Here is a 22,458-nt window from a genome sequence, read left to right as displayed (position 1 = left end):
AACTTCTCTCGCCACCACGGCCCGAGTACACTGGCGGGATGGTGAAGATGGGAGCCATCGCGTTCGCGGCGCGCACCGCGCGTCGCGTCGCGGCCCCCGCTGCGGTCGCGGCCGCCATAACGACGTTGCTCCTGGCGAACAGCTGCATCGGGGAAAACCCGCCCTACAGCGACGTTGTTTCGGACGCGCAGGTCTCTGATTCACAGGTCTCCGAAGGAGACGGCAGCAGCGACGGGGGTAGCGCCGTCGACGGCAGCTCAGACAGTGCCGCCCCTGCGAATCCGCGGACGCTGTTTGGTGGGTTCTCCTCCAGCTTCTGCGCCATCAAGAAGGACAAGCGGCTGCGTTGCTGGGGGAGCCGCCTCGGGCTCCACTTGATGCGAGCCGACGGCGGCACGAGCGCCATCCCCGTGGATCTGCCCTTCGATGCGCCGATTGAATCGGTGTCGATGGGCATCCTCCACGCATGCGCGATCTCGGCCGCGGACAAGGGGCTGTATTGCTGGGGGGTCAACGCTGGCTGGGCGGCGCCTCCCGAAGCGGTGCGCGATCGAGCGGAAAGGGTCGCCAGTCCGGAGCAGTTTTCGGCCGTCGCAGCCGGATTTGGCTTCACGTGCGCCATCACGACGCCCAAGCGGAGCGTCCGGTGTTTTGGCACCGACGAGTTTGGCAGGCTCGGACCGGGGCCTGGCCTCGAGGTCGGTGGCTTCGACGACGTGGTCTCCATCGGGGTCGGTCTTCGTCACGCGTGCGCCGTGCGCGCCACGGGCGAGGTGACTTGTTGGGGGGCAACCATCTGGGGCAGCTTGGCCGTGGCAACGCCGATAACGACGCGTCGAGCCCAACGCCGGTGCCCGTCGGGTTTGCAGGCGCCCATGGTGACATCGACCTTGTGACCTCGAGCTACGGCCAAAATTTTGCGCGCGACAAGACCGGGGCGTGGTTCGCCTGGGGCAACAACTTCGCCACGAACTTGGCGATCGCGACCCCGGGCGGCGTGCCGCGCGCGACGCCCACATTCGTGGAGCCCGCCGGCGGGGCCGGTTCGCGAATCGTCGCTGTGGCGCCCTCTGCGTTTACGACATGCGTCCTCACGGCCGCGGGCGGTGTGAAGTGCGTTGGCGCAAACCAGAGCTGGGACAGCTTGCCGATGGGCGCGGGCATGCTCGGGAGCGGCTCGACCGACCCGGCTCTCCAAGTCGCCACGCTCGTCGACGTCGTCGGTCTCGAACGAGGCGTCACGGAGCTGGTTGCTGGGTCCGAGTCCTTCTGCGCGAAGAAGGCCGACGGCGCGATCCTCTGTTGGGGCCAAAACCTTTGGGAGCAAGGCGACGGCGGGGTCGAGTCCGACCTCTTCATCGGCGAGCTCGGTGCCGGCTTGCTGGCCACAACGGGCCTCGCCGTTCCGGTGCCGGTCGTCGGTTTTCCGGAGTAGCGCGCCATGCGGCCTCGCTTTCTCGTTGGCGCCGTTGCGATTGCAGCGCTCACCCTCAGCGCGGAGGCGGCGGCCCAGTCGCCTGCGGCAGAGGCGCTCTTTCGCGAAGGAGTCGCGCTCCTCGACAGCGGCGACTTGAAGGGCGCGTGCGCACGCTTCGCCGAGAGCCACAAGCTCGAACCTTCCGTCGGCGCCGCGATGAACCTCGGTCGCTGCCTCGAGCGTGACGGAAAGAACGCCTCCGCGTGGGCCTCGTATTTGGCGGCCGCCTCAAGCCCACGCCCGCGGCGATCAGGCGCGCGAGACGGAAGCCAACGCCCGCGCGTCCGCGCTCGAGCCCAAGCTCCGCCGCGTGCGATTCGTCACGGAAGAGCCTGACGTAACTGTGACCGTCGACGGTGTCGTCATTCCTTCCGGGGACCGCTCGTTGCCGTTCGATCCGGGAGAGCATCGCATCGAGGCGAGCGCTCCCTCGCGGCAGACGTGGGCGTCGACCTTCGACGTGAAGAGCGAGCCCGGCCAGGGCAGCGTGACCGTTCCGCGGCTTCTGGCGGTCTCGGCGCCGCTTGTCAGCACCACGACCGCGGGCGTCGCCGCGCCGCCGCCTATCTTGGCGTACACGCTCTTCGGTGCCTCCGCCGTAGCGGCCGGTTTCTCCGTCTACTACTGGGTGACGACCGGCGCAAAAGAGTCGAGCCGTGAAGAGGCCGTCGCGTCCAGCAATCCGTCGCACCGCGCGACGGCCGACGAACTGCGCGACCAAGGCCTGAAGGCGCAGACCTTCGCGATCGTCACGACGAGCGTCGCTGCGGCGGCTGCTCTTGGAGGCGTTGCACTCGTCCTCCTCGTTCGGCCCGGCGCTGAGCGAAGCGCCCCCAAGAGCGCAGCGTTCGTTCCCTACGTGGGCCTCACCGGCGGCGGACTCCGCGGTCAGTTCTGACGCTGGCGCTCGTCATGGCTGAGCCTCCCCTCGTGGCCTTCCGCGACGCCCAGTGGCCGGCCCTTCGCGCGCTCACCGAAGGGCTCGTCGGCGCCGAAGCCACGTCGCCCGCTACCGTCCAAAGGACCGTCGTTAACGTCGACGCTCACGTCGCAGCGGCCGCGCCGCTCACACGTCTCGGCCTCGTGCTCCTCGTCGACGTGCTCCGCGTCTTGCCCCTCTTCGTGGTCGGTACCTTCGCGCTCGTCGAGTCGCTGTCGGCGGAGGAGCGCGCGCGCTTCTTGGAGAAGACGGAGCGCTCACCGCGCTGGTCGTTGCTCATCGTCGCCATCAAGACGCTCGTCATCATCACGTTCTATGAGCTCCCCGGCGAGCTCGAGCGCATCGGCTATCGCTCGAGCCGCCTTCGCTACTTGGCGCTCGGCGCAAAGGCGGCACCGCCCGCACCTTCGCGCAAAGAAGGCTCGCCATGAGCTCGGTGGTCCAAGGCCGCCACGTGGGCAAGGCCATCTACGATCACTGCGATGTCCTCGTCATCGGCTCCGGCGCCGGCGGCGCAGTGGCGGCCGCTGAGCTCGCGAAAGCGGGCCTCGACGTCGTCATTCTCGAAGAGGGACCTCACGTGCCAGCGTCCGAATACGGTCGCCTTCCGCCGCTCCAATCCTTTCGGCGCATCGCTCGCGACGCCGGCTTAGCCATCGCCAAGGGCCTCGGCGAGACGCCGCTCATCTCGACGCTCTCGGGGCGCTGCGTCGGCGGCTCGAGCCTCATGACCGGCGGCGTCTGCTTTCGCATCCCCGATGAGGTGACGCACGACTGGCGCACCCGACTCGGGCTGACGGAGCTCACCGAGGCGTCCTTCGACGAGCACTTCTCGTCGGTGGAAGCACGCATTCACGTCGACGAGGTGCCGGCTCACATGAGGCCCCGAGGCACGGAGCTCTTCGTCGAAGGCGCGCGAAGCCTCGGCGTTTTCATGAAGCCGCTTCGCCGCAACACCAGCGGCTGTCGCGGCGAGTCCCGCTGCAACTTTGGTTGCCCGCACGGCGCGAAGCTGAGCGTCGACCTCACCTACCTGCCCGACGCCTTCGAACGCGGCGCGCGCCTCTACGCCGATGCGCTCGTCGACAAGGTGGAGGTCGCCGGTGGCCGCGCCATCGGCGCGCGCGGCCGCTTTCAGAGCGGCGAGCCAGGCCACCCGGCGGTGCCCTTCGTCGTGCGCGCGAAGGTCGTGGTGGTCGCCGCCGGCGCGATGCACACGCCGCCGCTCCTTCGAAACAGCGGCGTCGACTCGAAGCACGTGGGTCGTCACATGACGCTCCACCCCGCGTTTCGCGTGGGCGCGCTTTGGGACGAGCGCATCGAGCACTGGGACGGGGCGCTGCAGAGCGTTTACAGCGATCACTTCGCTAGCGATGGCCTCACCTTCGTCTCGGCGGCGAGCGCGCCGAACATCCTCGCGGCGGCTTTTCCTGGCGTCGGCGCGTCGCATCGCCGCCTCGCGGAGCGTCTTCCGCATCTTGGTGTCTTCGGCGGCATGGTGCACGACGATCCGGGCGGCGCCGTGTTTCGCTTCCTCGGGCGCGAGCCTCTCGTGACCTACCGCATGTCGGCACGCGATCGGGCCCGCCTCTTTCGGGGCATTCGCTTGCTTGCAGAGATCGCTTTCGCCGGCGGCGCCAAGGAGGTGCTGCTCCCGATCTTCGGCATCGAGCCGGTCCGGGATCCGAGGGAGCTGGAGCGTCTCGAGACCCATCCGCCTTCGGCGCGGCTCGTCGAGTGCATGTCGTTTCATCCGCTCGGCTCGGCCAAGATGAGCGCCACCGAGGACCACGGCGTCGTTCGCCCGAGCGGCGAGGCCTGGCAAGTGGACAACCTCTTCGTCGCCGACGGCAGCGTCCTCCCAACAAGCATAGGCGTGAACTCGCAGCTACCGATCATGGCGATGGCCCGGCGCATCGCGCGCGGGATCGGCGCCGACTGGCGAAGGCTTGCGCGGCGGGCGAACTAGGGCTGAGAAAGGGACCGTCTGCCACGAGCCGGCGGGGGCGGTGGCTGCCCGTCGCTGGCCAGCTCGCTCAGCGAGGCACAAGCCCGCACGCGACGCCGCGGTAGATCGCGCTGTTGTTGTTCTCGTGACACTCGCTCGCCAAGCCCTTCGGGTCGACCAGCACGAAGACGTCGACGGTGCGACCGCCGAGGTCGGCCTTGCACGAGACGACCTGGCACTCACCTACGCCCAAGACGCGCGGCACGGGGGTGGTGCAGAGGACCGCGCCTTGGACGCTGCCCTCGTAGAAAGCGACCTCCGTTCCGCTCACCATGGGTAGCGTTCCCCGGTTGCAGACGCGCGCTTCCATCGACGCCACGGTTCCTTCGCAGCGCACCGCGCCCACGTCGCCGCCGGCGGTAAGATCGGGCTGACCGAAAGCGTCGAGCCCGCCCTGCACGTTTTGACGGAAGTTGTTCAGCGAAGGCTCGCGCCAATTGACCTTGACCTGGCTGGTCCTGGGCGTCTCGCCGCGATCGCCGACGTGCGTGACGGCGTAGGCGTGCTGGTTCCACACGGGGCGCGACGGGGCCCATCGGTCCTTCTCATCGCGGAGGACGACGATGCCGTGGCCCGCCGTGAACGTGGCGCTCGGGAAGAGCGGGTCTGTCGCAGGGCAGCTGCGGTCGTTGTAGTCGTTGACGGCGGCGACGATCTCGGTGCGGTAGTCGCCGTCGGCGTCCACGATAACGGGGTTTTCGTAAGTGGTGCCGCTTGAGCGCGCTGCGCTGTAGAGCACCTTGCCGGTCGCACCCTCGTAGATGCGGAGGAAACACTCGTCGGCATAGACGGCCTCAGCAGAGCCGTTCGCGTCGAAGTCGAAGACGCTCGAGCCGGTCACGTTCGAGCTCAGATCCTGCGACGGCTGGGCGAACAGGATTCCGTCGGTCTTCGCCTTGCCGCCGCACTTCGCGGGATCGCCGCCGGCGAGGCAGTCAAAGTCGAAGACCACGTATTGGGCCCCACCGGCCGTGGCAAACTCCCGTCGGCCGTCGCCGTCGAAATCCGCGATGGTCGGCGCGCCGCCGGTGCCGCCACCGGGGATGGCGATGGGGCCGAACACGATCGTGCCCTCGAGCGTTTGGACGCGCATCGCGCCGGAAGACACCACGACGATCTCCGCGCGGTCCTTGCCGCCCTGCGACGCCAGAGGGAAGTTGCCCAGGTCTGCGACAGCCACCTGACCGGCGGGAGGGCTCGCGGTGAAGTAGCTCTCGGCGACCCACGCGCCGCCAACCCACTCGTGGATCGAGCCTCCTTGGACGAGCTCCATCTTCCCGTCTTCGTCGATGTCGGCGATGACCGGCACGTAGCCGGCGCTGTAAGCGGGGAAGCCGAGGGCGTTCGAGCGAATGCATCCGTTGGCGCCGTAGACCGTGGCGCCGAGGATGAGCTCGGGCGTGCCGTCGTCGTCGAGATCGTGGATCGAAGGCCCGCTCCACTTGTTGTCGCCGCCGGTTTGATCGGGCGTCGCCGGGGGCACGCCTCCCGCGCACGTGCCCGAGCGCCAGAGGCGGCGGAACTTCTTCGTGGCGACATCGAGCTTGAAGGCGATGAGGCCTCCGCCGTGAGCCATGGCGACGACCTCCGCGCGGCCGTCGCCGTCGAGGTCGCCGACGGCAACCGAGGAGGGCGCCATCACCGCATCGGCGGGGTCGTCGAGGCTGTCCTGTTGCACGCAGTCGGCGCCGCGCACGATCCGCAAGACGCCGGGACCGTGGTAGGTGCCGGCCGTTGGGAAGGTTGGGAAAGCGATCGACGGGGAGAGGGTCTCGGGGTCGCCGTCGAAGTCGAAGTCGACGACGACCGGCGTCGCCATGGCGTGCACGTGATCGGGATGGGCGTCGCCGGGCGGAGGGCCCGTCCATCGGCACTGCACCGCTGGCACGATGGCCTTGACGTCGATGGTGACCTTGCAGCTTTCATCGTGCGTCTTTGCGGGAGGGAGCTCGTACGGCGTGCAAATGCCACCGGCGCAGTAGCTGTCGAACCAGCAGTCGTCGGCCGTTGAGCACGGCTTCTGGACCGGTGCGCATCGCGCTCCCAGCGCGCAAAACTCATCCTTCGTGCAGCACTCGCCGCCGCAGGTTGCGGCGCAGCTCGAAGCGTCGGCGAACGACGTGCTGGCGTCGCGGTCGGCCGCCGGGTCTGCTTCGGTGCCGCCGTCGGCGCCGCACGCGGCGAAGCACAAGGTCAGCAGCAGTCCAGTGACGCCAAGGCGAACGAGAGGCAGCCGCATAGTCGGACGATAACCGACCGACGCGGGAACGCTAGGAGTTCGCCGGACTGATCAGGTGCGCGCGTGGGTCACATCGCGTGTCGGCCGCGGGACGTGCTGCATGCCCTCGCGAAGGGCGTCGCTACTTCTTGCACATCGCGACGTCGGGGAACGGGCACCCCAAGTCAAACGTGCCGGCCACTTTGATTTTGCCAGGCGTACCCAACTGGCCCGCGGCCTCGAAGCGGAACGAGCCCTTCGCGCCGGTCTTGTCGAACTTCGTAAACTCGAACTCGCCGGTCGTGATCTTGAAGAACGACTTGTCAGCGGTGAGCAGGGCCGTCACCTTGCCGCGCTCGTTGCCCATCTTGTACTTTCCCGGTTTGAAGGGGATGTCCTTGTACGTAGAGCCAGCGCCAGCGCCGAAGTTGATGCTCAAGGGCCCTGCTTTGCAATTCAGGATGAAGATGTAGATGCGCGGGTCCCGCTTCGCGGCAGCGGCGCCCCCCGTGAGCGGCAGGGCTTTGGAGAGCTCTTCTTCGCTCATGAAGTAATCGCTCCCAAAAGTGAAGCGACCGCCCGGCACCTTGCTCGTGCCCGTCAGGCTGCCCTCGACGGTCGCTTCGCAGAAGCCGTCGCGGGCGATGGCGACCGTGTCAACCACGGGCGTTGGCTGGGTGAGCGTCGGCGTGGGCCCCGTGGCAACCGCGGCATCGGCTGCCGCGCCGGCATCGGCGGCGGAAGCGAGGCTCCGGAGCCGGTCGCACCCCGTCGAGATCAGGGCAAGGAGGGCAGACCCAATGAGCAGCGGCGTCCGCGTCATTCGGACGGAAGGTAGCTCAGCTCGCGGCACCGCGCAGCAGCGAAGCGGCCGCGGCGCGTCTCCCGGCGCGCCTTCGTACGCCGCCTCGCCTTCGCTTAGCGCGCCACGGATTCGGCCACGGCGCGAAGCGCGCTCGCATCGGCGGGCGCGACACCAAGAGGAACGGCCGCCGCCCTCGGCACGTCACGTCCCGTGAGCGCCGTGTAGAACGTGTAAACCGCAAGCAACGTCCCCGCCGCGCTCGGGTGCGAGCCGTCGCTTTGGTGGAGCGCGATGCTCGGGTGATCGCGCAGCGCCACGCGCCAGGCCTCGCCGACCTTGACCAAGACGCCTTTGGAGGCCGAGGCCATCTTTTGGTACTCGGATGACAGTCCGTCTTGCATCGCGGAGGGGGTGCCGCCGGACCACTTCTCGGCGTAGACCGCGTCGCCGGGGGCCCGGGCCCAAGTCTGAAAGTAGGCCGGCGCGGCCCCCGCGGCGGTCGCCGCGGCTCCAAACTTGAGCGCGTAGTCCTCGAAGACCGTCGGTTGAAGCAGCGGCTCGACGCTCTGACCTTGCATGACCACGTGAGAGAATCCGCCCTTGGCGATGGCGGCTTGCGCCTCGGCGCCGTTCCAATGGCTGGCGAGCGTGGCGCCGCCCGGCGCGATCATTTGAGTCGTGATGCGGGGTGCCGCGCCGGGCGTAGCCGCCAGAGCAGAGAGCTCCTTCGGCAGGTCGTTCACGAAGGTGTAACTGTTGCCGATGAACAGAACGCGGAGGTCGGGCGGCGGCGGGTTTGCGTCAACGGCTCCGCCCACGTCAGCGCCCCCCTCGGCGCTCGCGCTCGCGCCACCGCCGTCGTCGCTGCCGCCCGCCGCGTTCGGAGACGGCGCCTCGGCGACGCTGGCGGCGCCGCAGCCAAGGCAGAACAACCCGAGGAGCGCCGAGCGCATCCCGGAAGCGTAGTCCGAGGCCTGACCTGCGTCGACCTCGCGGGATCGCGAGGACTCTCCCGCTCAGCCGCTGGATTGGTCGACGAGGACCAAGTCGTCGTGAAGCAAGGCCTCTCTCAGGTTGCCCTCTTCGCCTTGCCGAAAGAGCCCGAGCATGAGCCGATCCGTCTCGACGGTGAGCGCGTGTGCGCTTCCCATGTTCGCGGCCCTGACGAGGATCGACTCCACAAGCCCGCGCTGGACCTCGTGCTGCTCGTGCAGCTCGAGGACCCGCAAAGGGCCCCAATCGTCCAGCCCAAGGAGCACCGGCGCGAGCAGCTCTTCCTCGGCGTCGAGGACGACGCGGAAGTCGAGGAGAAGGGCGCGCAAGCGAGCGCGGAGCTCCGGGACCTCTGCCGGAGCAACGGCCGCGCCCCGCGCCCAACGTTGGACCTCTGCCAACTCGCACCGGAGCTCGCGATGCATGGCGAGGACGCGGTCACGGACCTCGCCCATCGTCGGCAAAGGCGGCGGGCCCGCCTGAGACGAGCTCGCCTCGCACAGGCCCGTCGTGGGCGAGGGGAGAAAGGGCGGCAGCGTCGCCTCGAGAGGGACGGTCTCTTTGTCCAGCGGTTCCATAGAGGGCCTCCTTCGTCGGGCCGTAGCCCACAGCAAGCTCGGTCCAAGGAGCGAAGGGCGCTTCACGAGGCATTGGCCCCGCGAGGTCCCCGCGTACGGTGATGACGGGGCATGTCGCGATGCGCGCCACCTCCCGTGCAACGTCGCCGCCAAAGAAGTGCGCCAGGCGCCCGTTTTCGTGCAGGCCCATGACGATCAGGTCGAAGGCGCCGCTCTCGGCGACGCTTCCGATGGTCGGTGACAGCTCGCCGAACTCGAAGCGACCGCGGAGCTTGACGCCCGCGCGCGCCCCGTCGCGAACGCACGCGGCCATGGCGCGACCGGAGACCGAGTCGCCGGAGAAGATCGCGCGCGCGCCGCGTACGCTCTCGGCGCGCGCGTTCCATACGTAGAGGACGTCGACGGAGGCCCCGAAACGCTCCGCCAGAAACGTCGCGTAGTCGACGGCCGCGTCCGACGACGGGGAGAAGTCCGTCGGGACCAGGATCTTCGAGAGCTGCCGTGGCGTTTTCGGTGCGGGGCTCATGATCGACAATTCCCCTTCATGACCCAAACCGTAGCGACCTGATAAGACGTCGAACAGAAGGAAGAATGCTCGCAACACGTCGAAAAAACCGACATGTTGATGGCCATGGAATGGCTGAACTACCACCACCTGCTCTACTTCTGGGTCGTCGCGAAAGAAGGCAGCGTGACGAAGGCGAGCGTTCGCTTGCGGCTCGCGCACCCGACCGTCAGCGGGCAGATCCATCGACTCGAGGCCACGCTCGGCAAGAAGCTCTTCGCGCGGAAGGGAAGGAACCTCGTCCTCACCGACGACGGGCGCACGGCGTTCCGCTACGCCGAGGAGATCTTCTCGCTCGGCGGGGAGCTCATGGACGAGCTCCAAGGCCGGTCGACGGGCCAGCCGCTGAGGCTCGTCGTCGGCGTGTCGGACGTCCTCGCGAAGTCGCTGGTCCATCGGATCCTCGAGCCAGCCTTTGGTTTGGGCGAGCCGGTGCGCGTCGTCTGCCGTGAGAACCGCCCGACGGCCGCGTTCATCCGCGAACTCGCAGCCCACACAGTCGACGTGGTGCTCGCCGACGCGCCGGCCGGTTCGAGCACGCCGGTACGAACCTTCAGCCACCCGCTCGGCGACTGCGGCGTCGTGTTCCTCGCGTCGCCGAGCGTCGCGAAGGCGCACCGCGCGAGGTTCCCTCGTTCCCTCGATGCGGCGCCGTTCCTCTTGCCCAGCGGGCACTCGACCCTGCGGCGCTCCCTCGACGAGTGGTTCGACACGCAGGCGGTGCGGCCGCGCGTGGTCGCCGAGCTCGACGACGCGGCCTTGGCGATGGTCTTCGCGGAGGCGGGCCTCGGCATTTGCGCGGCGCCCGACGTGGTGGAGCGGGAGTTTCGGCGCCGCTACAACCTCGCCGTCGTGGGACGGACCAAGGCGATTCGTCAGAGCTTCTTCGCGATCTCCATCGAGCGGAAGATCAAGCACCCGGCCGTGGCGGCGATCTGCGAGGTGGCCCGCAACAAAATCTTCGCGGGCCGGCCTGGCTAGGCGGGAGCCTTCGGCGGCGCGCCGCGAAAAGCAGCCTTTTGGGCCTCGGAGTCATTTTCTTTGCGACGGTCGCCGGGGCCAGCCGTCTTCGCGCCAAACCGAAGTCGAAAAACTTCCGCCTCAAGGAGCTTCCTATGCGCGCCATTGTCCCCGCCGTTTTTGCCCTCTCGTCTGCGATCCTCATTGCTTGCAGCGGTGGCGGAGGCGGTACCGGCACCACGACGCAATCGAACACCGGCTGCTCCGACGACACGTCGAACGACAAGAAGCCGGGCACGGCGACTGGCACTGGAACCGGCAAGACGGGGTCCGGGACTGGAACGGGAACCGGCACTGGAACCGGCACCGGGAAGCCCGGCACGGGCACCGGCAACCCGCCCGACGACGACCTCGATACGAGCTCCCTTTCGCCGCTCGCGTCGCCGTGCGGAACGGCAGCGTCGCCCTCCGCGTCGTCGTCGAGCTCGTCCTCCAGCTCGTCGTCGTCTCAGCCGCCCGCGGGGAGCAAGAAGCTTGGCGAGGACTGCTCTTCGAGCGACGAGTGCGTCGACGGCAAGTGCCTCAAGCTCACCGCCAGCAACGGGACGAAGATTGCGTTCTGCACGCGTCAGTGCACCAAGGCCGCCGACTGCCCCGAGAGCGGCTGGGAGTGCAACCTCTCGCCGTACACCGCGTGCGTCCCGGCGCGCTGAGCGTGTAAGGAGGGGGCGATTGAAGCCGCTACTGGCCTCGCCGTCGGAGCAGCGTGAACTCCCCCATCACGACCTCGACGGCGTAGCCAAGGGGAAGGAAATACCCCGGCGAGTCGGGGCCTTCCTTGATCTCCGTGAGCGCGACCACGTATTTGGGCGGGCGTGCTTCGAGCGCTTGCAGGTCTTCCGCGAGCCACTCGGCGCGACGGTAAGCGCGTGCCGGATTGACAAGGAAGGTCGTCCAAAAGAATCGGCCGCCGTGCCGGCGTTGCGCCACGGCGTAGATCTCCGGCTGAAAGCCGCGCACGGCCACGAAGTCGTCGGCGCTTGTGTGCTCTCGCAAATAGTCGCCGACGCGTTGGCTGTGGTCGAACCAGAAGCCGACGGCGGGGCTGGCGAAGGCCGCGCCAAACTCCAGCGCCGTCGACTGGCCGCGGTAACGCTTCAAGGCGGCTTCCGCGCCAGCTCGCCACATGCCGAAGCCGCCGGCCGTGAACGTGCTCCCCCAGTGGAGGATGACCACGGCGGCGAGGCAGGCAGCATGCACCTTGAGCGATGATGGGCGCCTCGCGTCCAGCGCCCATCGGAGCGCCAGCGCGAAGGTGGCCGTGAGTGGGCCGAGGAGGACCGTCCAGTGAAGGAGGTAGAACTTCTTCTGCATCCACACGGCCAAGAGGCCCGCGAGCAGCATGAAGAGCACAAGGCGCAGTTCGTCGCGCTTGGCTGCGTCGCCCCGCGGCCGCTGCGCGACCAGCGCCAGCGCGAGTCCTGCGAAGATCGGGAGGTATACCCACGAGTACTCCGCGATCTTGACGAACACTTCGAGCGGCGAGCGGATCCCCACCTCGTGCGTGACGTAGTAGTTGTTTGCGCCCACCACGATGTCGAGCATCGGGCCGATGGCCGCCTTCGAGGCGAAATAGGCGAGCACCGGCGCTGGCACGAGCATCGCACCGGCGCCAACGCGCAGCGCCCCCATCACGATGCGCTTCGAACGAGCCTCGCGCGTCGCGAGAACATCCCGAAGGAGAACGCCCATGGCAACGACCACGAGCCACATCGCCGGCGGCTTCATCAAGAGGGCCGCGCCAGCGAACGCTCCCGTCAGGAACTGTCCGAGGCCGGCGCGCCGAACGTGGAGGGCGGCCCAGACGGCGCCCACGCCGAGCATCGAATACCAGAGCTCGCTCTGCGCCGTGTTCCAGTAGTCGAGGTGTCCGTAGTAGAGGACGCTGAGGAAGAAGATCGAGGCTCCCACCAGCCCCGGCCGTGTCGCCACGCCGCGCCTCGTCGCCACTCGCGCGGCGAAGAAGCCGAGCAGCGCCACGCACACCAGGTCGAAGACGCGAATCGGCCACATCACCTCGCCAAAGAGGCGAACGCCGAGCGCGTAGAGGAGGTAGATGCCCGGCGTCTTGTGATCGAGGACGTCGCGGTAAGGAATGGAGCCTCGGAGCATCCACTCGCGCGCCACGTAGTAGTAGAGGCCCTGGTCTCGGCCGAAGGGATACAGCAAGGACGCGCACCCCAACGCGACGCCGAGGACGCACCAAATTGCGTCCAAATACCGAGCCTTTAGCCGCGCTAACACCGGACCATCGCTTCGTTGCGCCGCCTACGCGCCGCGGCTATACCACCGGCCCGCATGCTCCGCATTTACAAGCATCGCGTCAACGACGTGGCCGCCTTGGGGGCGCTCGACGCGGACTGGGGCATCGAGTTTGACCTCCGCTCCGACGGCGACCGGGTCATCGTGACCCACGATCCTTTCACCGACGGACCCACGATCGAGGAATTTTTCCCGCGCATCGGTCGCCGGCCGTGCATCTTCAACGTGAAATGCGAAGGCGTCGAAGAGCGCGTGTCACGCCTCGCCGCGGAAAGCGGCATCGACGACTACTTCTTCCTCGACTGCTCGGTGCCGGCCGCCATGAAGCTCGCGCGCGCCGGTGAGCGACGCCTCGCGGTTCGGTACTCGGAGGTGGAGCCGGTCGAAGCCGTGCTCGCGTGGCGCGGCAAGGCCAATTGGGTCTGGGTCGATTGCTTCACGCAATTTCCCACCGCCGCAGGCCCATGGCGCGAGCTCGAAGCTCACTTCCGCATTTGCCTCGTAAGCCCCGAGCTTCAGGGCCACGACGCCGCCACCCACGCTCGCTTGAAGGGCTCGCTCACGGGCCTGCGCTACGACGCCGCGTGCACGAAGAAGCCTGAGCTTTGGACCGGGGACCCGGCGCGCTGATGGTGGCCGCCGACCTCGCTCCTCAGACCGCGGACTCGGCGGCACCGACGTTCGAGCTTGGTGACGTTCCTGGCGTCGACCCGCGAACCGGCGAGATCGGCGGCGCCCTTCGCATGTTGGGCGAGCTGCGCATCTTCTGGGTTGGCGTCGCTCTCAAGGTCTGCCTCGCGACCCTCTTTGGCTCCCACTTCGCGACGCGCTGGTTCGGCCCCTTCGTCTACCACTTCGTGCACGGCCGCTTCGCCAACCCGTGGGAGGCGTCGCTGGCGCGCGGCGAGCCGCTCGCGTTTCCCTACGGCCCAGCCATGTTGGGGATCCTGTCGGTGCCTTACCTGCCGGCCGCGGTCGTTTCCTTCGACCCGAGCGGCCACCTCTCGCTCCTCTTGTTGCGACTGCCGCTCTTGGCCGCCGACGTGGCCATCTGCGTCTTGCTCGTTCGGTGGCTCCGCATCCACGCGCGCGACGTCGTGGTTCTCTACTGGCTGAACCCCATCGTCCTGTACGCGACCTACGTTCACGGCCAGCTCGACCTCATCCCCACGGCGCTGCTCTGCATCGCGCTGTATTTCGCCTTCTCCCTGCGCGTCGTCTGGGCCGGCGTGGTCTTCGGTCTCGCCTTGGCGACGAAGGGACACCTCCTCATCGCGCTGCCGTTCGCGGTCGTCTACCTCTACCGCCAGCGCCACGCGCCAGGAAAGTGGGTGACCTTCGCCGCGCTCACGGTCGTCACGACGGCGCTCCTGTACGCCGCGCCGCTGGCGTCACCGGCGTTTCGAACCATGGTCTTGGGGGGCACCGAGGCGAAGAAGATTTGGGCCGTCTCCGTCGCCTACGGCGTGCCGGGGCTGTCGTTGTATCTTGCACCCAGTGCGATCATGGTCGCGCTCTTTCGGTTCGCGAGCTACCGCAAGGTCAACCGCGAGCTGACCCTGATGTTCGTCGGCGCCCTGTACGTGGCGCTCGTCGCGATGGTGCCGCCGCAGCCCGGCTGGTTCATCTGGTCGATCCCGTTCATCGCCTACTTGGCCGCGCGCTTTGCCCGCACCGGGCGCTACGCGCTCTTGGTGCTCGCCGCGACTTACCTGGTGTACTTCTTCGTCGCCGACACGGCGACGTTCCTTGAGGCCATCGATCCCGTCGCCGGCGAGGGCTTTGGCGGGCGTGCGGCCGCGAGGCTCGCGTCGGCGATGCCGATGCTCGCGACGGGGCATGCGGCGAGCATCGCGTGGACCGGTCTGTTCTCTGCGACGGCGTTGACGGGCCTCGAGATGTACCGAAAAGGCGTGCGCTCGAACGCGATTTACAGCTTCCGCGAAGAGAGCTTCATGATCGGCATTGGTGGCGACAGCGGCGCCGGCAAGCACACGATCGGTGCCGACGTGGTCGCCGTGATGGGACCCCAACTGTCCATCGTCAATGGCGACGACGATCATCGCTGGGAGCGCGGCCACGCGATGTGGCGTCAATACACGCACCTCGACCCGCGAGGAAACCGCCTGCTCCAACAGCGCGAAGCGCTCGCGGCGCTCCGGCGCGGCCACGCCGTTCGCAAGCCGCACTACGACCACGACGCGGGGAAATTTACGGCGCCGATCCTCCTTCATCCGACGGAGTTCGTGGGCATCGTGGGCTTGCACCCGTTCTACCTCGCGTCGCAACGACAGCTCTTGCACCTCAAGATCTTCGTCGACACGGACGAGGCCTTGCGCCGTAGCTGGAAGACGGCGCGGGATGTCGAGAAGCGCGGCTACACCGCGGAGCAGGTGGCCGAGCAGATCGAGCGCCGCATGTCGGACTCGGTGAAATACGTGCAACCGCAGAAGCGCTACGCCGACCTGACCTTGCGACACAAAGGCGCCGCCGCCGACGTCGCCGCCGTCAACCTCGAGATCGAGCTTCAAAACACCCTCGACCCGATGTCGCTCCTCGACGCGCTGTCGGCGGTCCCGACGCTCTCGGTGAAGTGGTCCGCCGACGACGCCCTCCTCCGCGACACCCTCTCCGTCGAAGGAACCGTGTCGGAGGCGGCGCTTGTCCTCCTGGCGACCTCGCTCATTCCCAACCTAGACGAGCTCGTCGCCAACCCCTCGGCGTGGCAACCGGGCGGGCGCGGCGTGGCCCAGCTCGTCGTGCTCCACGCCATCAGCGTTCGCGCGCGTAGCCACGAGTCGCGCGCGGAGGCGGCGTGATCTCACCGGCTCACCTCCTCGTCGATCTCGACGACACGCTGTACGCGTACGCGCCGTCGGCCGAGGCGGCGGAGGCGGCTGCCTTTGCAGAGGCCGCCCGTGAGCTTGATTGGACTCCTTCGAGCGTCGCCAGGGCCTACGCGGACGCGCGCGATGCTGTGAAGGGGCGCCTGGGCCAAAGGGCCGCGGCCCACGCGCGGCTCCTCTACTTCCACGAGCTCGTTCATCGGGCCGGTCGCGTCGACCTTCTGGCGTCGGTGCGCCGCTGGGACCGACGCTATTGGAGCGCGTTTCTCGCCGGGGCGACGCTGCGGCCCTTCGCCCTCGAGCTCTTGTCGGGCGTAGCGAAGCGTGGCGGCAAGGTCGCCGTCGTCACCGACCTGGTGCTCGAGGTGCAGCTTTGGAAGCTCGAGCACTTCGGCCTGATGCCGTACGTGCACGCGCTCGTCGCCAGCGAAGAGGTCCCGGAAGACAAGCCGCGGCCAGAGATCTTTCAGCTCGCGTTGCATCGCATCGGCGACGTGCCCCCGGCGTCGTGCGTCATGGTCGGTGACCACGAGGAGAAGGACGGCGGCGGTGCACGCGCGCTTGGCATTCGATACTTTCGGGTCGATACCGGCAACGGCCAGGGCGAGAGCCTGGAAGCCATCGCCCATCAACTTGGAGTCGCGCCATGAGCGTGGAGCGTGAACTCCACGCGCTAGGGTCTGGCCTCGGCGCCATGCGTTGGGTGCAAGGACCCGGTGGCAACGTTTCCATCAAGGACACGGACACGCTCTTCGTGAAAGCGAGCGGGGTGCGGCTCTGCACCGTCAGGGAGCACCACGCGGCCGTGCCGCTCCCGCTGGCGCGGCGCGCACTCGCCGGCGACGCCGCCGCCGACGCGCTCGTGTTTGGCCTGAGCCCGCGGCCGTCGCTCGAGACGTATTTTCACGTCCTCGGGCCCCGGGTCGTGGCCCACACGCACGCGCTGGGGGCGCTGCTCCTCGCGTGCGCCACGGCTCCGTTCGGGGGCCTCGAAGTCCCGACAATCGCTTACGAGAGGCCGGGTCGAGGCATCGCTTTGGCCGTCGAGCGAACTTTCGGTGAAGAGCCGCCGCGAGGCCTCGTGCTGCTCGCCTCGCACGGTCTCATTGCCTTTGCCGACACCGTCGATGAAGCCATTGAGGCCACCCAGACGTTCGACGAACAGGTGCGACGGGCCATCGGCGGCACACTTCCGGACATCGACGCGCTCCTCGGCGAGAGCCTCGCCATCGGCGAAGTGGCGCCGCTCGCCGGTGGCTTCTCGCGGCGCATCGCTCCAAGGCAACATGACGGACGCGCGCTCTTTCCCGACGCCGTCGTCTACGCGGGGCACCTGCGCACCAGCGACATCGGCGCGGCGACCGCCGAGCGGGCGCTCCGCGAGGTCGCGCGGCCCGTCGTTCTCGTGAGCGACGAGGGCCACCGCCTCGTCGTGGCGCGGCGGCGTGAGCAACTCGACTACGCCGTGGAGGTTGCCGTCGCCCACGATTGGCTCGACGACGCCCTCTCCGCGCGCGGTCTCGCCCATTACCTGCCGGACGACGAGCCGGCGCGCATCCTCGACCTCCCCGCGGAGAAGTACCGCCTGAGTCATTCGTTCAAGGAGAGGTGATGTTGATCTTCGTTCCCATGGCGGGCTTCGGCGACCGCTATCTAAGGGCCGGCTTCAAGGAGCCCAAGCCGCTCATCCCCGTTGACGGTCGCGCGATGATTGAACGGGTCGTCGACTGCTTCCCCGGCGAAGAGCGATTCCTCTTTTGCGTGAACGCCACGCACGCGAAGACGACGAACGTGCTGGATGTGCTCCGGCACCTCAAGCCTAGCGCGCCGGTCGTGATCACCGAGCCGCACAAGGATGGTCCCATTCGCACCCTGCTCGCGTGCGAGGAGCACATCGATCCCGAGGAGGAGGTCGTCCTCAACTACTGCGACTTCGGCGTCGATTGGGACTACCAGGCGTGGAAGAGCTGGCTCGCTAAGGGGTGGGACGGCGCCATGAGCGGGTACCGAGGCTTCCACCCGCACTCGCTGGGGCCCACGCTCTACGCCTACATGCGAAGCGACGGCGACAACGTCCTCGAGATCCGCGAGAAGCACCACTTCACCGACAACAAATTCAACGAATACGCGTCGTCGGGGCTGTACTACTTTCGCCGCGGCCGCGCGCTCCTCGAAGCAGCGAAGAAGCTCGTCCTTCGTGGCGAGCGCGTCAACGACGAGTTCTACGTGAGCATGGCCATGCAGCTGCTCCTCGAGGAGGGTGGCAAGGTCGGCGTGTATCCGCTGAAGCACTTCTACCAGTGGGGGACGCCAGAAGATCTTCGCGACTACGAGGGCTGGGCGCGCGCGATGCGAAGGCTCGACGGCTTCTACGACGCCATGCGCAAGACGCGCTCACCGGCGCTCCACGTGATCCCGATGGCGGGGCGCGGTCAGCGCTTCGCCGAGCGCGGCTACCCCGATCCGAAGCCGCTCATCCCGACCGCCGGCGCGCCGATGATCGCCCAGTCGCTTGCGTGCCTGCCGACCCCTTCGAGGAGGATCCTCGTAGCGCTTCGCGAGCACGCGGAGGACGCGCGCTTCAAGGCCGTCGTCGAGCGGCTTCACGGCGACACCCGCGTCATTCCGTTGGACGGCGTCACGGAAGGGCAGGCGTGCACCGCGGAGCTCGGCCTCGCCGGCGTCGCCGACGACCAGCCGGTGCTCTTCGCACCCTGCGACACAGGCTACGTCTTCGATGAGCAGCGCCTCGCCGCCATGGAGCGAGACTTCGACCTCGTCGTGTTTGCGGCGAAGGGCCACCTGCCGGCGCTGTGGCGCCCGCACATGTACGGCTGGCTAACGGCGGGAGCCGACGGTCGCGTGGAACGCGTCGCGGTGAAGAAGCTTGTCGACGGCGTGCCCGCCATGGAGCAGCAGGTCGTGACGGGCACGTTTTGGTTCAAAGACGTCGCGACGTTCCGCCGCGAGTTCGCGGCCCTCATCGCGGACAACGACCGCGTCAACGGCGAGTTCTACATCGACACCATCGCCCGCCGGATGGTCGAGGCTGGCAAACGCGTCGCCGCCTTCACCGTCGATAAGTACGTGCCTTGGGGCACACCAGAGGAGCTTCAGACCTTTGACTACTGGAACGAGGTCTTCCGGCAGGGGCGCCCCCTGACGTTTGCCGGCGCGGACGCGTCGTCGACCCCGGCGTGAGGAGCGTCGCTCATGAGTGCCTCGATCAACAAATCGATCATCGTGCCTTGCTACAACGAGGCTCCGAACCTCGCCAATCTCATCGCCCGCTTCGAGGCGCTCCATGAGCGAGACGCCGACTGGGAGCTTGTGCTCGTCGACAACGGCAGCACGGACGACAGCGCACAAGTCTTCGAGCGCGAGCTCTCCTCCAAAGACCGCGCCTTTGCCCGCGTCGTGACCGTGCCGTCACCAAACGTCGGCTACGGTCACGGCATCATGACGGGGCTCCGCGCCGCCAAGGGTGAATACCTGGCGTGGACGCACGCAGACGGTCAGACGCCGCCGAGTGACGTGTTTCGAGCCTTCGACCTCCTGCTGGCAGCCAAGGAGCCTCGCCGAACGCTCGTCAAGGGGCGCCGCAAGAGTCGCCCCCTCAAGGACGAGCTGTTCACCCTCGGGATGGAGGTCGTGGCGACGACTGTCCTCGGGCAGCACCTCGCGGACATCAACGGTCAGCCCAAGGCGTTCCACCGGCAGCTGCTCACGCTGGCCACCGCGCCGCCGGTGGACTTGTCGCTCGACCTCTACTTCTTGTTCGTGGCCAAGCAAGCGCGCTTCGACGTTCGCACCTTCGACGTCCACTTTGGCGAGCGCGAGCACGGGGAGTCGAAGTGGGCCTTCAACTGGAGGTCGAAGATGAAGAACATCCGCCGCAGCGTGACCTTCATGAACGCGCTCCGCAGTGGACGCGACTACCCGCGCGCGTGACGCGCCAGCGCGCCCCTCACGGCGCCACGGCCTTCTTCTTGAACACGAGCACGCGGTCGCCCACGAGCGTGGCCGGATCCGGCGCCGTCTTTGACGACGGCTCCAAGTACGTGCGGAAGGTGATGTTGCCGAGGGCGCCGTTTTCGATGCCCGTGGGGCACGCGCCTTTCGGGATCTCCATGCAGAAGGCCTCGCCGTTGCACTTTCGCGCGATCTTCCAGGCGTAGAGCTTGCCCACCTGCGCATCGCTTGGGACGTATTTGGCTGCGCTGCCCGGGTACTCGTTGCTCGCGACGCTCTTGATGCCCACGAGCTTCTCCAAAGCGTAGACGCTGACGTTCGAATAGGCCGTCTTGCCGGTGACTTGGTGATTGGCGCCGAAGACCACGTAGAAGTCGTCGTCGTCCTTGAAGAGGACGCGCGGAGGCGTGCCCGGATAGGTCGTGTCGCGGTTGTCTCCGGCGCACACCGCCGTGCCGTTGATGCACGCGTCGGGGTCGGGGACGCCTTCGTCGACGCGCACGGTCTGCGCGTCGTAGCCCGGGTACGCGGCCTTGATGGCGTCGCCGAGGCGGCTGACGGCAGGGCGGAGCGGCGCCTCGTTCGGGCTCGACGCCTTGGCGCGCGCCGCGGGGCTCGGCAAAGGCGAGCTGCCGGCGTCGGCCGCGTTGGGCGTGATGCGATAGACCGAGCCCGGCGGATGGGCGATGTAAGCGTCCTTCTTCGCGGCGTCTTTCACGACGGCCATGCGAAAGAGCACGCCAAAGGTGTCGCTCGTTTCGTCGAGGCCGAAGTGACCCTTGGTGGGATCGAAGGTCAGCACGTTGATGGCAGCCGCGGGGACGCCGCTCTGCAAGAGCGCTGCGCGGGCGCGATCCGTCGTCGCCGCGTCGGCGGCGGCAATGACCGCTGTGGTCCGCTCAAACGGTCCCCCCGCGTCGGTGCCGATGACGAGGTTGTTCAACGTCTCCGAGAGGCTCGCGAAGGGCGTGCGCACTGCGCCCGACGGATCGGTGCGTTCCATGAGGTACGGCGTGAAGCCGAAGTAGCTGGCTTGCGGCGGCGTCGTGCCGACGTACACAATCGCTTCATCGCTGCGCAATCGGTAGGCCGCCGACATTCCATCGGCGCGCACCTTGGAGTTTGGCGCGCTCTGGCCCGGCCCCGGCGGAACGTAGAACGTCGCGTAGGGACTCGAAGGGTTGTTCCCGGAGCACGAGGTCTGGCAGCACGCCGTCATGTCCATGAACTCGAAGGTCCCGGCTTGCACCGTGAAGCCCGCTTGCGCGAGGGCACTCTCGAGGCCCGTCGCCCCAGCGCCGCCGTCCGCGTTCGCCCCGTCGACGCCGTATTGCCCGGTCTGGGCAGGCAGCCCGTCGCTCGGCGATTCGGCTCCGGCGCCGCAGGCGAGAGCGGTGAGCGTGAGGGTGACGAAGGCGGAGGTGCGGAGGGTCCGTGCGAGGTTCATGAGGTCGTCCCACTGCATCGCGCAGGCCGACCCGGGGACCCCCAAATACTGCGGAAAATATCGCTGTCGAGGCTGGACGCCGCGTCGTTCACCCCGGACGTCTGCGAAGGAAACTGTGAACGTGCGTCAGCGAAGGACGTCGACGCGCACGCTATCGACGCGCAGCCGAACGGTCGACGGCGCTTCCACGAGCGAGCCGATGGTGGCCGCGACACGCTGCTTTGGAAGGTCCACGAAGCTCGCCGAGTTTGCGATGCAGGTGGCCTGGCCTGGCGGCAACGACGCCCACGCGGCGGCGACCGCCGGGGTGTCGGGGCAGGTGACGACTTGGTCGTTCTTCTTCGCGAAAGCCCGCACCGCATCGGGCGTCCCGGCGACCAGAAACACGCGCACCCAGGCGAGGTCGGCGGCTCGCAGGTAGTTCAGCGTCGTGACCCGCACCCGGCGCACAGTGGCGTTGTCGTTGCCCGTCACCAAGTAGAGGCCGGCGCCCGTCGGTGGGTTGGTGAGCGTGAGCTGGGCGCCGCCGACGCCGCTGCCGGGCCCGCCGACGGCGAGGAGTCCCGCCACCGAGACGTGCGGCATGGGGAGCTGCGGATCCTCGGCCACCGCCGCATCGCTCGCCGTTTGCGTCGCGTCGGTGGGCGCATCGTTCGGCGCGTCCGTGGGCGCGTCGCGTGCCGCGTCTTTGCTTGCATCGCTCGCGCTGGCGTCGCCTTGCGCGTCGCCTTGCGCGTCGGCGACCGCGGCGTCGGCGCTGGCGTCACCGAGCTCGGTGAGCTCTTCGAGCAAGAGATCCGCCGAGAGCACCACGGCGCCGCCGTTGACCTCTCCGACCTCGAAGGCTCGCGAGAATGCGACGAGAGGCCTTGGCTCACCCGGCTCGTAGCGCGCGAAGAACGACACCGCGTGTGGCGCGGAGCTGGCGGGGACTCGCCCCACGGAGGCCGAGACGCGCTCGAAGCCGGCGGCGCCTGCCACAGACGGGCTCGGCAGAATCCCCGGCAAGCCCGGCCAGAGGTCGCCCGGTTGCCTCTCCGGCTCGTCGAAGTCGTCGCAGAACAGGGCCCCCGCATCGGGGCCGCAGAAGCGCTCGGCGGCGCCGCCCGCGTCCTTCGGTCGCTCGCCGCCGCTGCCCAGCGCGTCGAGGTCCACGCAAGCGAGGATGGTGACCGCCACCACGGCACCCAAGGTCGCAAGTGTGGCGCGGCGCCGGAGCATCGAGGGGGGCAGACTACACCGTGTGGTCGAGCCACGGAAACGCGGCCCCCCGGCCATGTTTTTGGCTCGTGCCGGCTAACGCTACGCTTCGGTGCGGTCGGCGGCG

General features: G+C 68.1%; 22 protein-coding genes. 14 read left to right on the top strand and 8 right to left on the bottom strand.

The window, feature by feature from the left end:
- The first annotated feature begins 38 nt into the window (after nucleotides 1-38).
- Genes IPG50_17540 through IPG50_17515 form a run of 6 tightly spaced genes read left to right on the top strand, consistent with a single transcriptional unit; the run spans nucleotide 39 to nucleotide 4,386 of the window.
- Entirely contained in the window at nucleotides 39-896 is an 858-nt protein-coding gene (locus IPG50_17540; protein MBK6693990.1) for a hypothetical protein, read from the top strand.
- Nucleotides 893-1,435 (top strand): hypothetical protein, encoded by a 543-nt coding sequence (locus tag IPG50_17535; GenBank protein ID MBK6693989.1) that lies wholly within the window; start codon nucleotides 893-895, stop codon nucleotides 1,433-1,435. Before IPG50_17540 ends, IPG50_17535 begins: the two co-directional genes overlap by 4 nt.
- Nucleotides 1,436-1,441: 6 nt before the next feature.
- Entirely contained in the window at nucleotides 1,442-1,813 is a 372-nt protein-coding gene (locus IPG50_17530) for a hypothetical protein (protein MBK6693988.1), read from the top strand.
- Nucleotides 1,788-2,375, top strand: a complete 588-nt coding sequence (locus IPG50_17525) for a hypothetical protein (GenBank protein MBK6693987.1) — start codon at nucleotides 1,788-1,790, stop codon at nucleotides 2,373-2,375. The genes IPG50_17530 and IPG50_17525 overlap by 26 nt, the downstream gene beginning before the upstream one ends.
- A gap of 14 nt (nucleotides 2,376-2,389) precedes the next feature.
- Nucleotides 2,390-2,848 carry a hypothetical protein gene (locus IPG50_17520; protein MBK6693986.1) on the top strand — a complete coding sequence of 153 codons (459 nt, stop codon included), beginning with the start codon at nucleotides 2,390-2,392 and terminating at the stop codon, nucleotides 2,846-2,848.
- Entirely contained in the window at nucleotides 2,845-4,386 is a 1,542-nt protein-coding gene (locus IPG50_17515; GenBank protein ID MBK6693985.1) for a GMC family oxidoreductase, read from the top strand. Before IPG50_17520 ends, IPG50_17515 begins: the two co-directional genes overlap by 4 nt.
- Nucleotides 4,387-4,453: 67 nt before the next feature.
- On the opposite strand, the gene IPG50_17510 is transcribed toward IPG50_17515, so the two are convergent.
- The 5 genes from IPG50_17510 to IPG50_17490 all read right to left on the bottom strand — a co-directional run bounded on the left by IPG50_17510 (nucleotide 4,454) and on the right by IPG50_17490 (nucleotide 9,545).
- Nucleotides 4,454-6,664, bottom strand: a complete 2,211-nt coding sequence (locus tag IPG50_17510; protein MBK6693984.1) for a hypothetical protein — start codon at nucleotides 6,662-6,664, stop codon at nucleotides 4,454-4,456.
- A gap of 121 nt (nucleotides 6,665-6,785) precedes the next feature.
- Nucleotides 6,786-7,466 carry a hypothetical protein gene (locus IPG50_17505; protein ID MBK6693983.1) on the bottom strand — a complete coding sequence of 227 codons (681 nt, stop codon included), beginning with the start codon at nucleotides 7,464-7,466 and terminating at the stop codon, nucleotides 6,786-6,788.
- 95 nt (nucleotides 7,467-7,561) lie between these two features.
- Nucleotides 7,562-8,401: a hypothetical protein gene (locus tag IPG50_17500; GenBank protein ID MBK6693982.1), complete on the bottom strand. Its 840-nt coding sequence runs from the start codon at nucleotides 8,399-8,401 to the stop codon at nucleotides 7,562-7,564.
- 63 nt (nucleotides 8,402-8,464) lie between these two features.
- Nucleotides 8,465-8,896 (bottom strand): hypothetical protein, encoded by a 432-nt coding sequence (locus IPG50_17495; GenBank protein MBK6693981.1) that lies wholly within the window; start codon nucleotides 8,894-8,896, stop codon nucleotides 8,465-8,467.
- Nucleotides 8,880-9,545: a universal stress protein gene (locus tag IPG50_17490; protein ID MBK6693980.1), complete on the bottom strand. Its 666-nt coding sequence runs from the start codon at nucleotides 9,543-9,545 to the stop codon at nucleotides 8,880-8,882. The genes IPG50_17495 and IPG50_17490 overlap by 17 nt, the downstream gene beginning before the upstream one ends.
- Before the next feature lie 105 nt (nucleotides 9,546-9,650).
- Between IPG50_17490 and nhaR the strand changes: the two genes are divergently transcribed.
- Nucleotides 9,651-10,565 carry a transcriptional activator NhaR gene (nhaR, locus tag IPG50_17485; GenBank protein MBK6693979.1) on the top strand — a complete coding sequence of 305 codons (915 nt, stop codon included), beginning with the start codon at nucleotides 9,651-9,653 and terminating at the stop codon, nucleotides 10,563-10,565.
- 134 nt (nucleotides 10,566-10,699) lie between these two features.
- On the top strand, nucleotides 10,700-11,257 hold the full coding sequence (locus tag IPG50_17480) for a hypothetical protein (GenBank protein ID MBK6693978.1): 558 nt from the start codon (nucleotides 10,700-10,702) through the stop codon (nucleotides 11,255-11,257).
- A 28-nt stretch (nucleotides 11,258-11,285) separates the two neighbouring features.
- Here IPG50_17480 and IPG50_17475 read toward each other — a convergent pair whose 3' ends face one another.
- A complete protein-coding gene (locus IPG50_17475) occupies nucleotides 11,286-12,821 on the bottom strand; it encodes a glycosyltransferase family 39 protein (protein ID MBK6693977.1) in 1,536 nt (511 codons plus the stop codon).
- An 81-nt stretch (nucleotides 12,822-12,902) separates the two neighbouring features.
- Here IPG50_17475 and IPG50_17470 point away from each other — a divergent pair, with 81 nt between their 5' ends.
- From IPG50_17470 to IPG50_17445, 6 genes are read left to right on the top strand one after another with little or no spacing between them, the layout of a single operon-like run.
- Nucleotides 12,903-13,496 carry a hypothetical protein gene (locus IPG50_17470; GenBank protein MBK6693976.1) on the top strand — a complete coding sequence of 198 codons (594 nt, stop codon included), beginning with the start codon at nucleotides 12,903-12,905 and terminating at the stop codon, nucleotides 13,494-13,496.
- On the top strand, nucleotides 13,472-15,685 hold the full coding sequence (locus IPG50_17465; GenBank protein ID MBK6693975.1) for a hypothetical protein: 2,214 nt from the start codon (nucleotides 13,472-13,474) through the stop codon (nucleotides 15,683-15,685). Before IPG50_17470 ends, IPG50_17465 begins: the two co-directional genes overlap by 25 nt.
- Nucleotides 15,682-16,362: an HAD-IA family hydrolase gene (locus IPG50_17460; protein MBK6693974.1), complete on the top strand. Its 681-nt coding sequence runs from the start codon at nucleotides 15,682-15,684 to the stop codon at nucleotides 16,360-16,362. The genes IPG50_17465 and IPG50_17460 overlap by 4 nt, the downstream gene beginning before the upstream one ends.
- The gene (locus IPG50_17455; protein ID MBK6693973.1) at nucleotides 16,359-17,324 is read left to right on the top strand and encodes a class II aldolase/adducin family protein; all 966 of its coding nucleotides are present in this window, start codon (nucleotides 16,359-16,361) and stop codon (nucleotides 17,322-17,324) included. Before IPG50_17460 ends, IPG50_17455 begins: the two co-directional genes overlap by 4 nt.
- Complete coding sequence (locus IPG50_17450) at nucleotides 17,324-18,913, top strand: NTP transferase domain-containing protein (GenBank protein MBK6693972.1); 1,590 nt, start codon at nucleotides 17,324-17,326, stop codon at nucleotides 18,911-18,913. The genes IPG50_17455 and IPG50_17450 overlap by 1 nt, the downstream gene beginning before the upstream one ends.
- Before the next feature lie 12 nt (nucleotides 18,914-18,925).
- Entirely contained in the window at nucleotides 18,926-19,663 is a 738-nt protein-coding gene (locus tag IPG50_17445) for a glycosyltransferase family 2 protein (protein ID MBK6693971.1), read from the top strand.
- A gap of 16 nt (nucleotides 19,664-19,679) precedes the next feature.
- On the opposite strand, the gene IPG50_17440 is transcribed toward IPG50_17445, so the two are convergent.
- Together IPG50_17440 and IPG50_17435 are read right to left on the bottom strand one after the other, a co-directional pair.
- The gene (locus IPG50_17440) at nucleotides 19,680-21,131 is read right to left on the bottom strand and encodes a hypothetical protein (GenBank protein MBK6693970.1); all 1,452 of its coding nucleotides are present in this window, start codon (nucleotides 21,129-21,131) and stop codon (nucleotides 19,680-19,682) included.
- Nucleotides 21,132-21,257: 126 nt separating this feature from the next.
- Entirely contained in the window at nucleotides 21,258-22,352 is a 1,095-nt protein-coding gene (locus IPG50_17435; protein ID MBK6693969.1) for a hypothetical protein, read from the bottom strand.
- Nucleotides 22,353-22,458 lie beyond the last annotated feature (106 nt).

The sequence above is a fragment of the Myxococcales bacterium genome, assembly GCA_016703425.1.
GTDB lineage: Bacteria > Myxococcota_A > Polyangia > Polyangiales > Polyangiaceae > JADJCA01.
The sequence above is the reverse complement of the archived record's forward strand: the minus strand, read 5'-3'. Positions and strand labels throughout refer to the sequence as shown.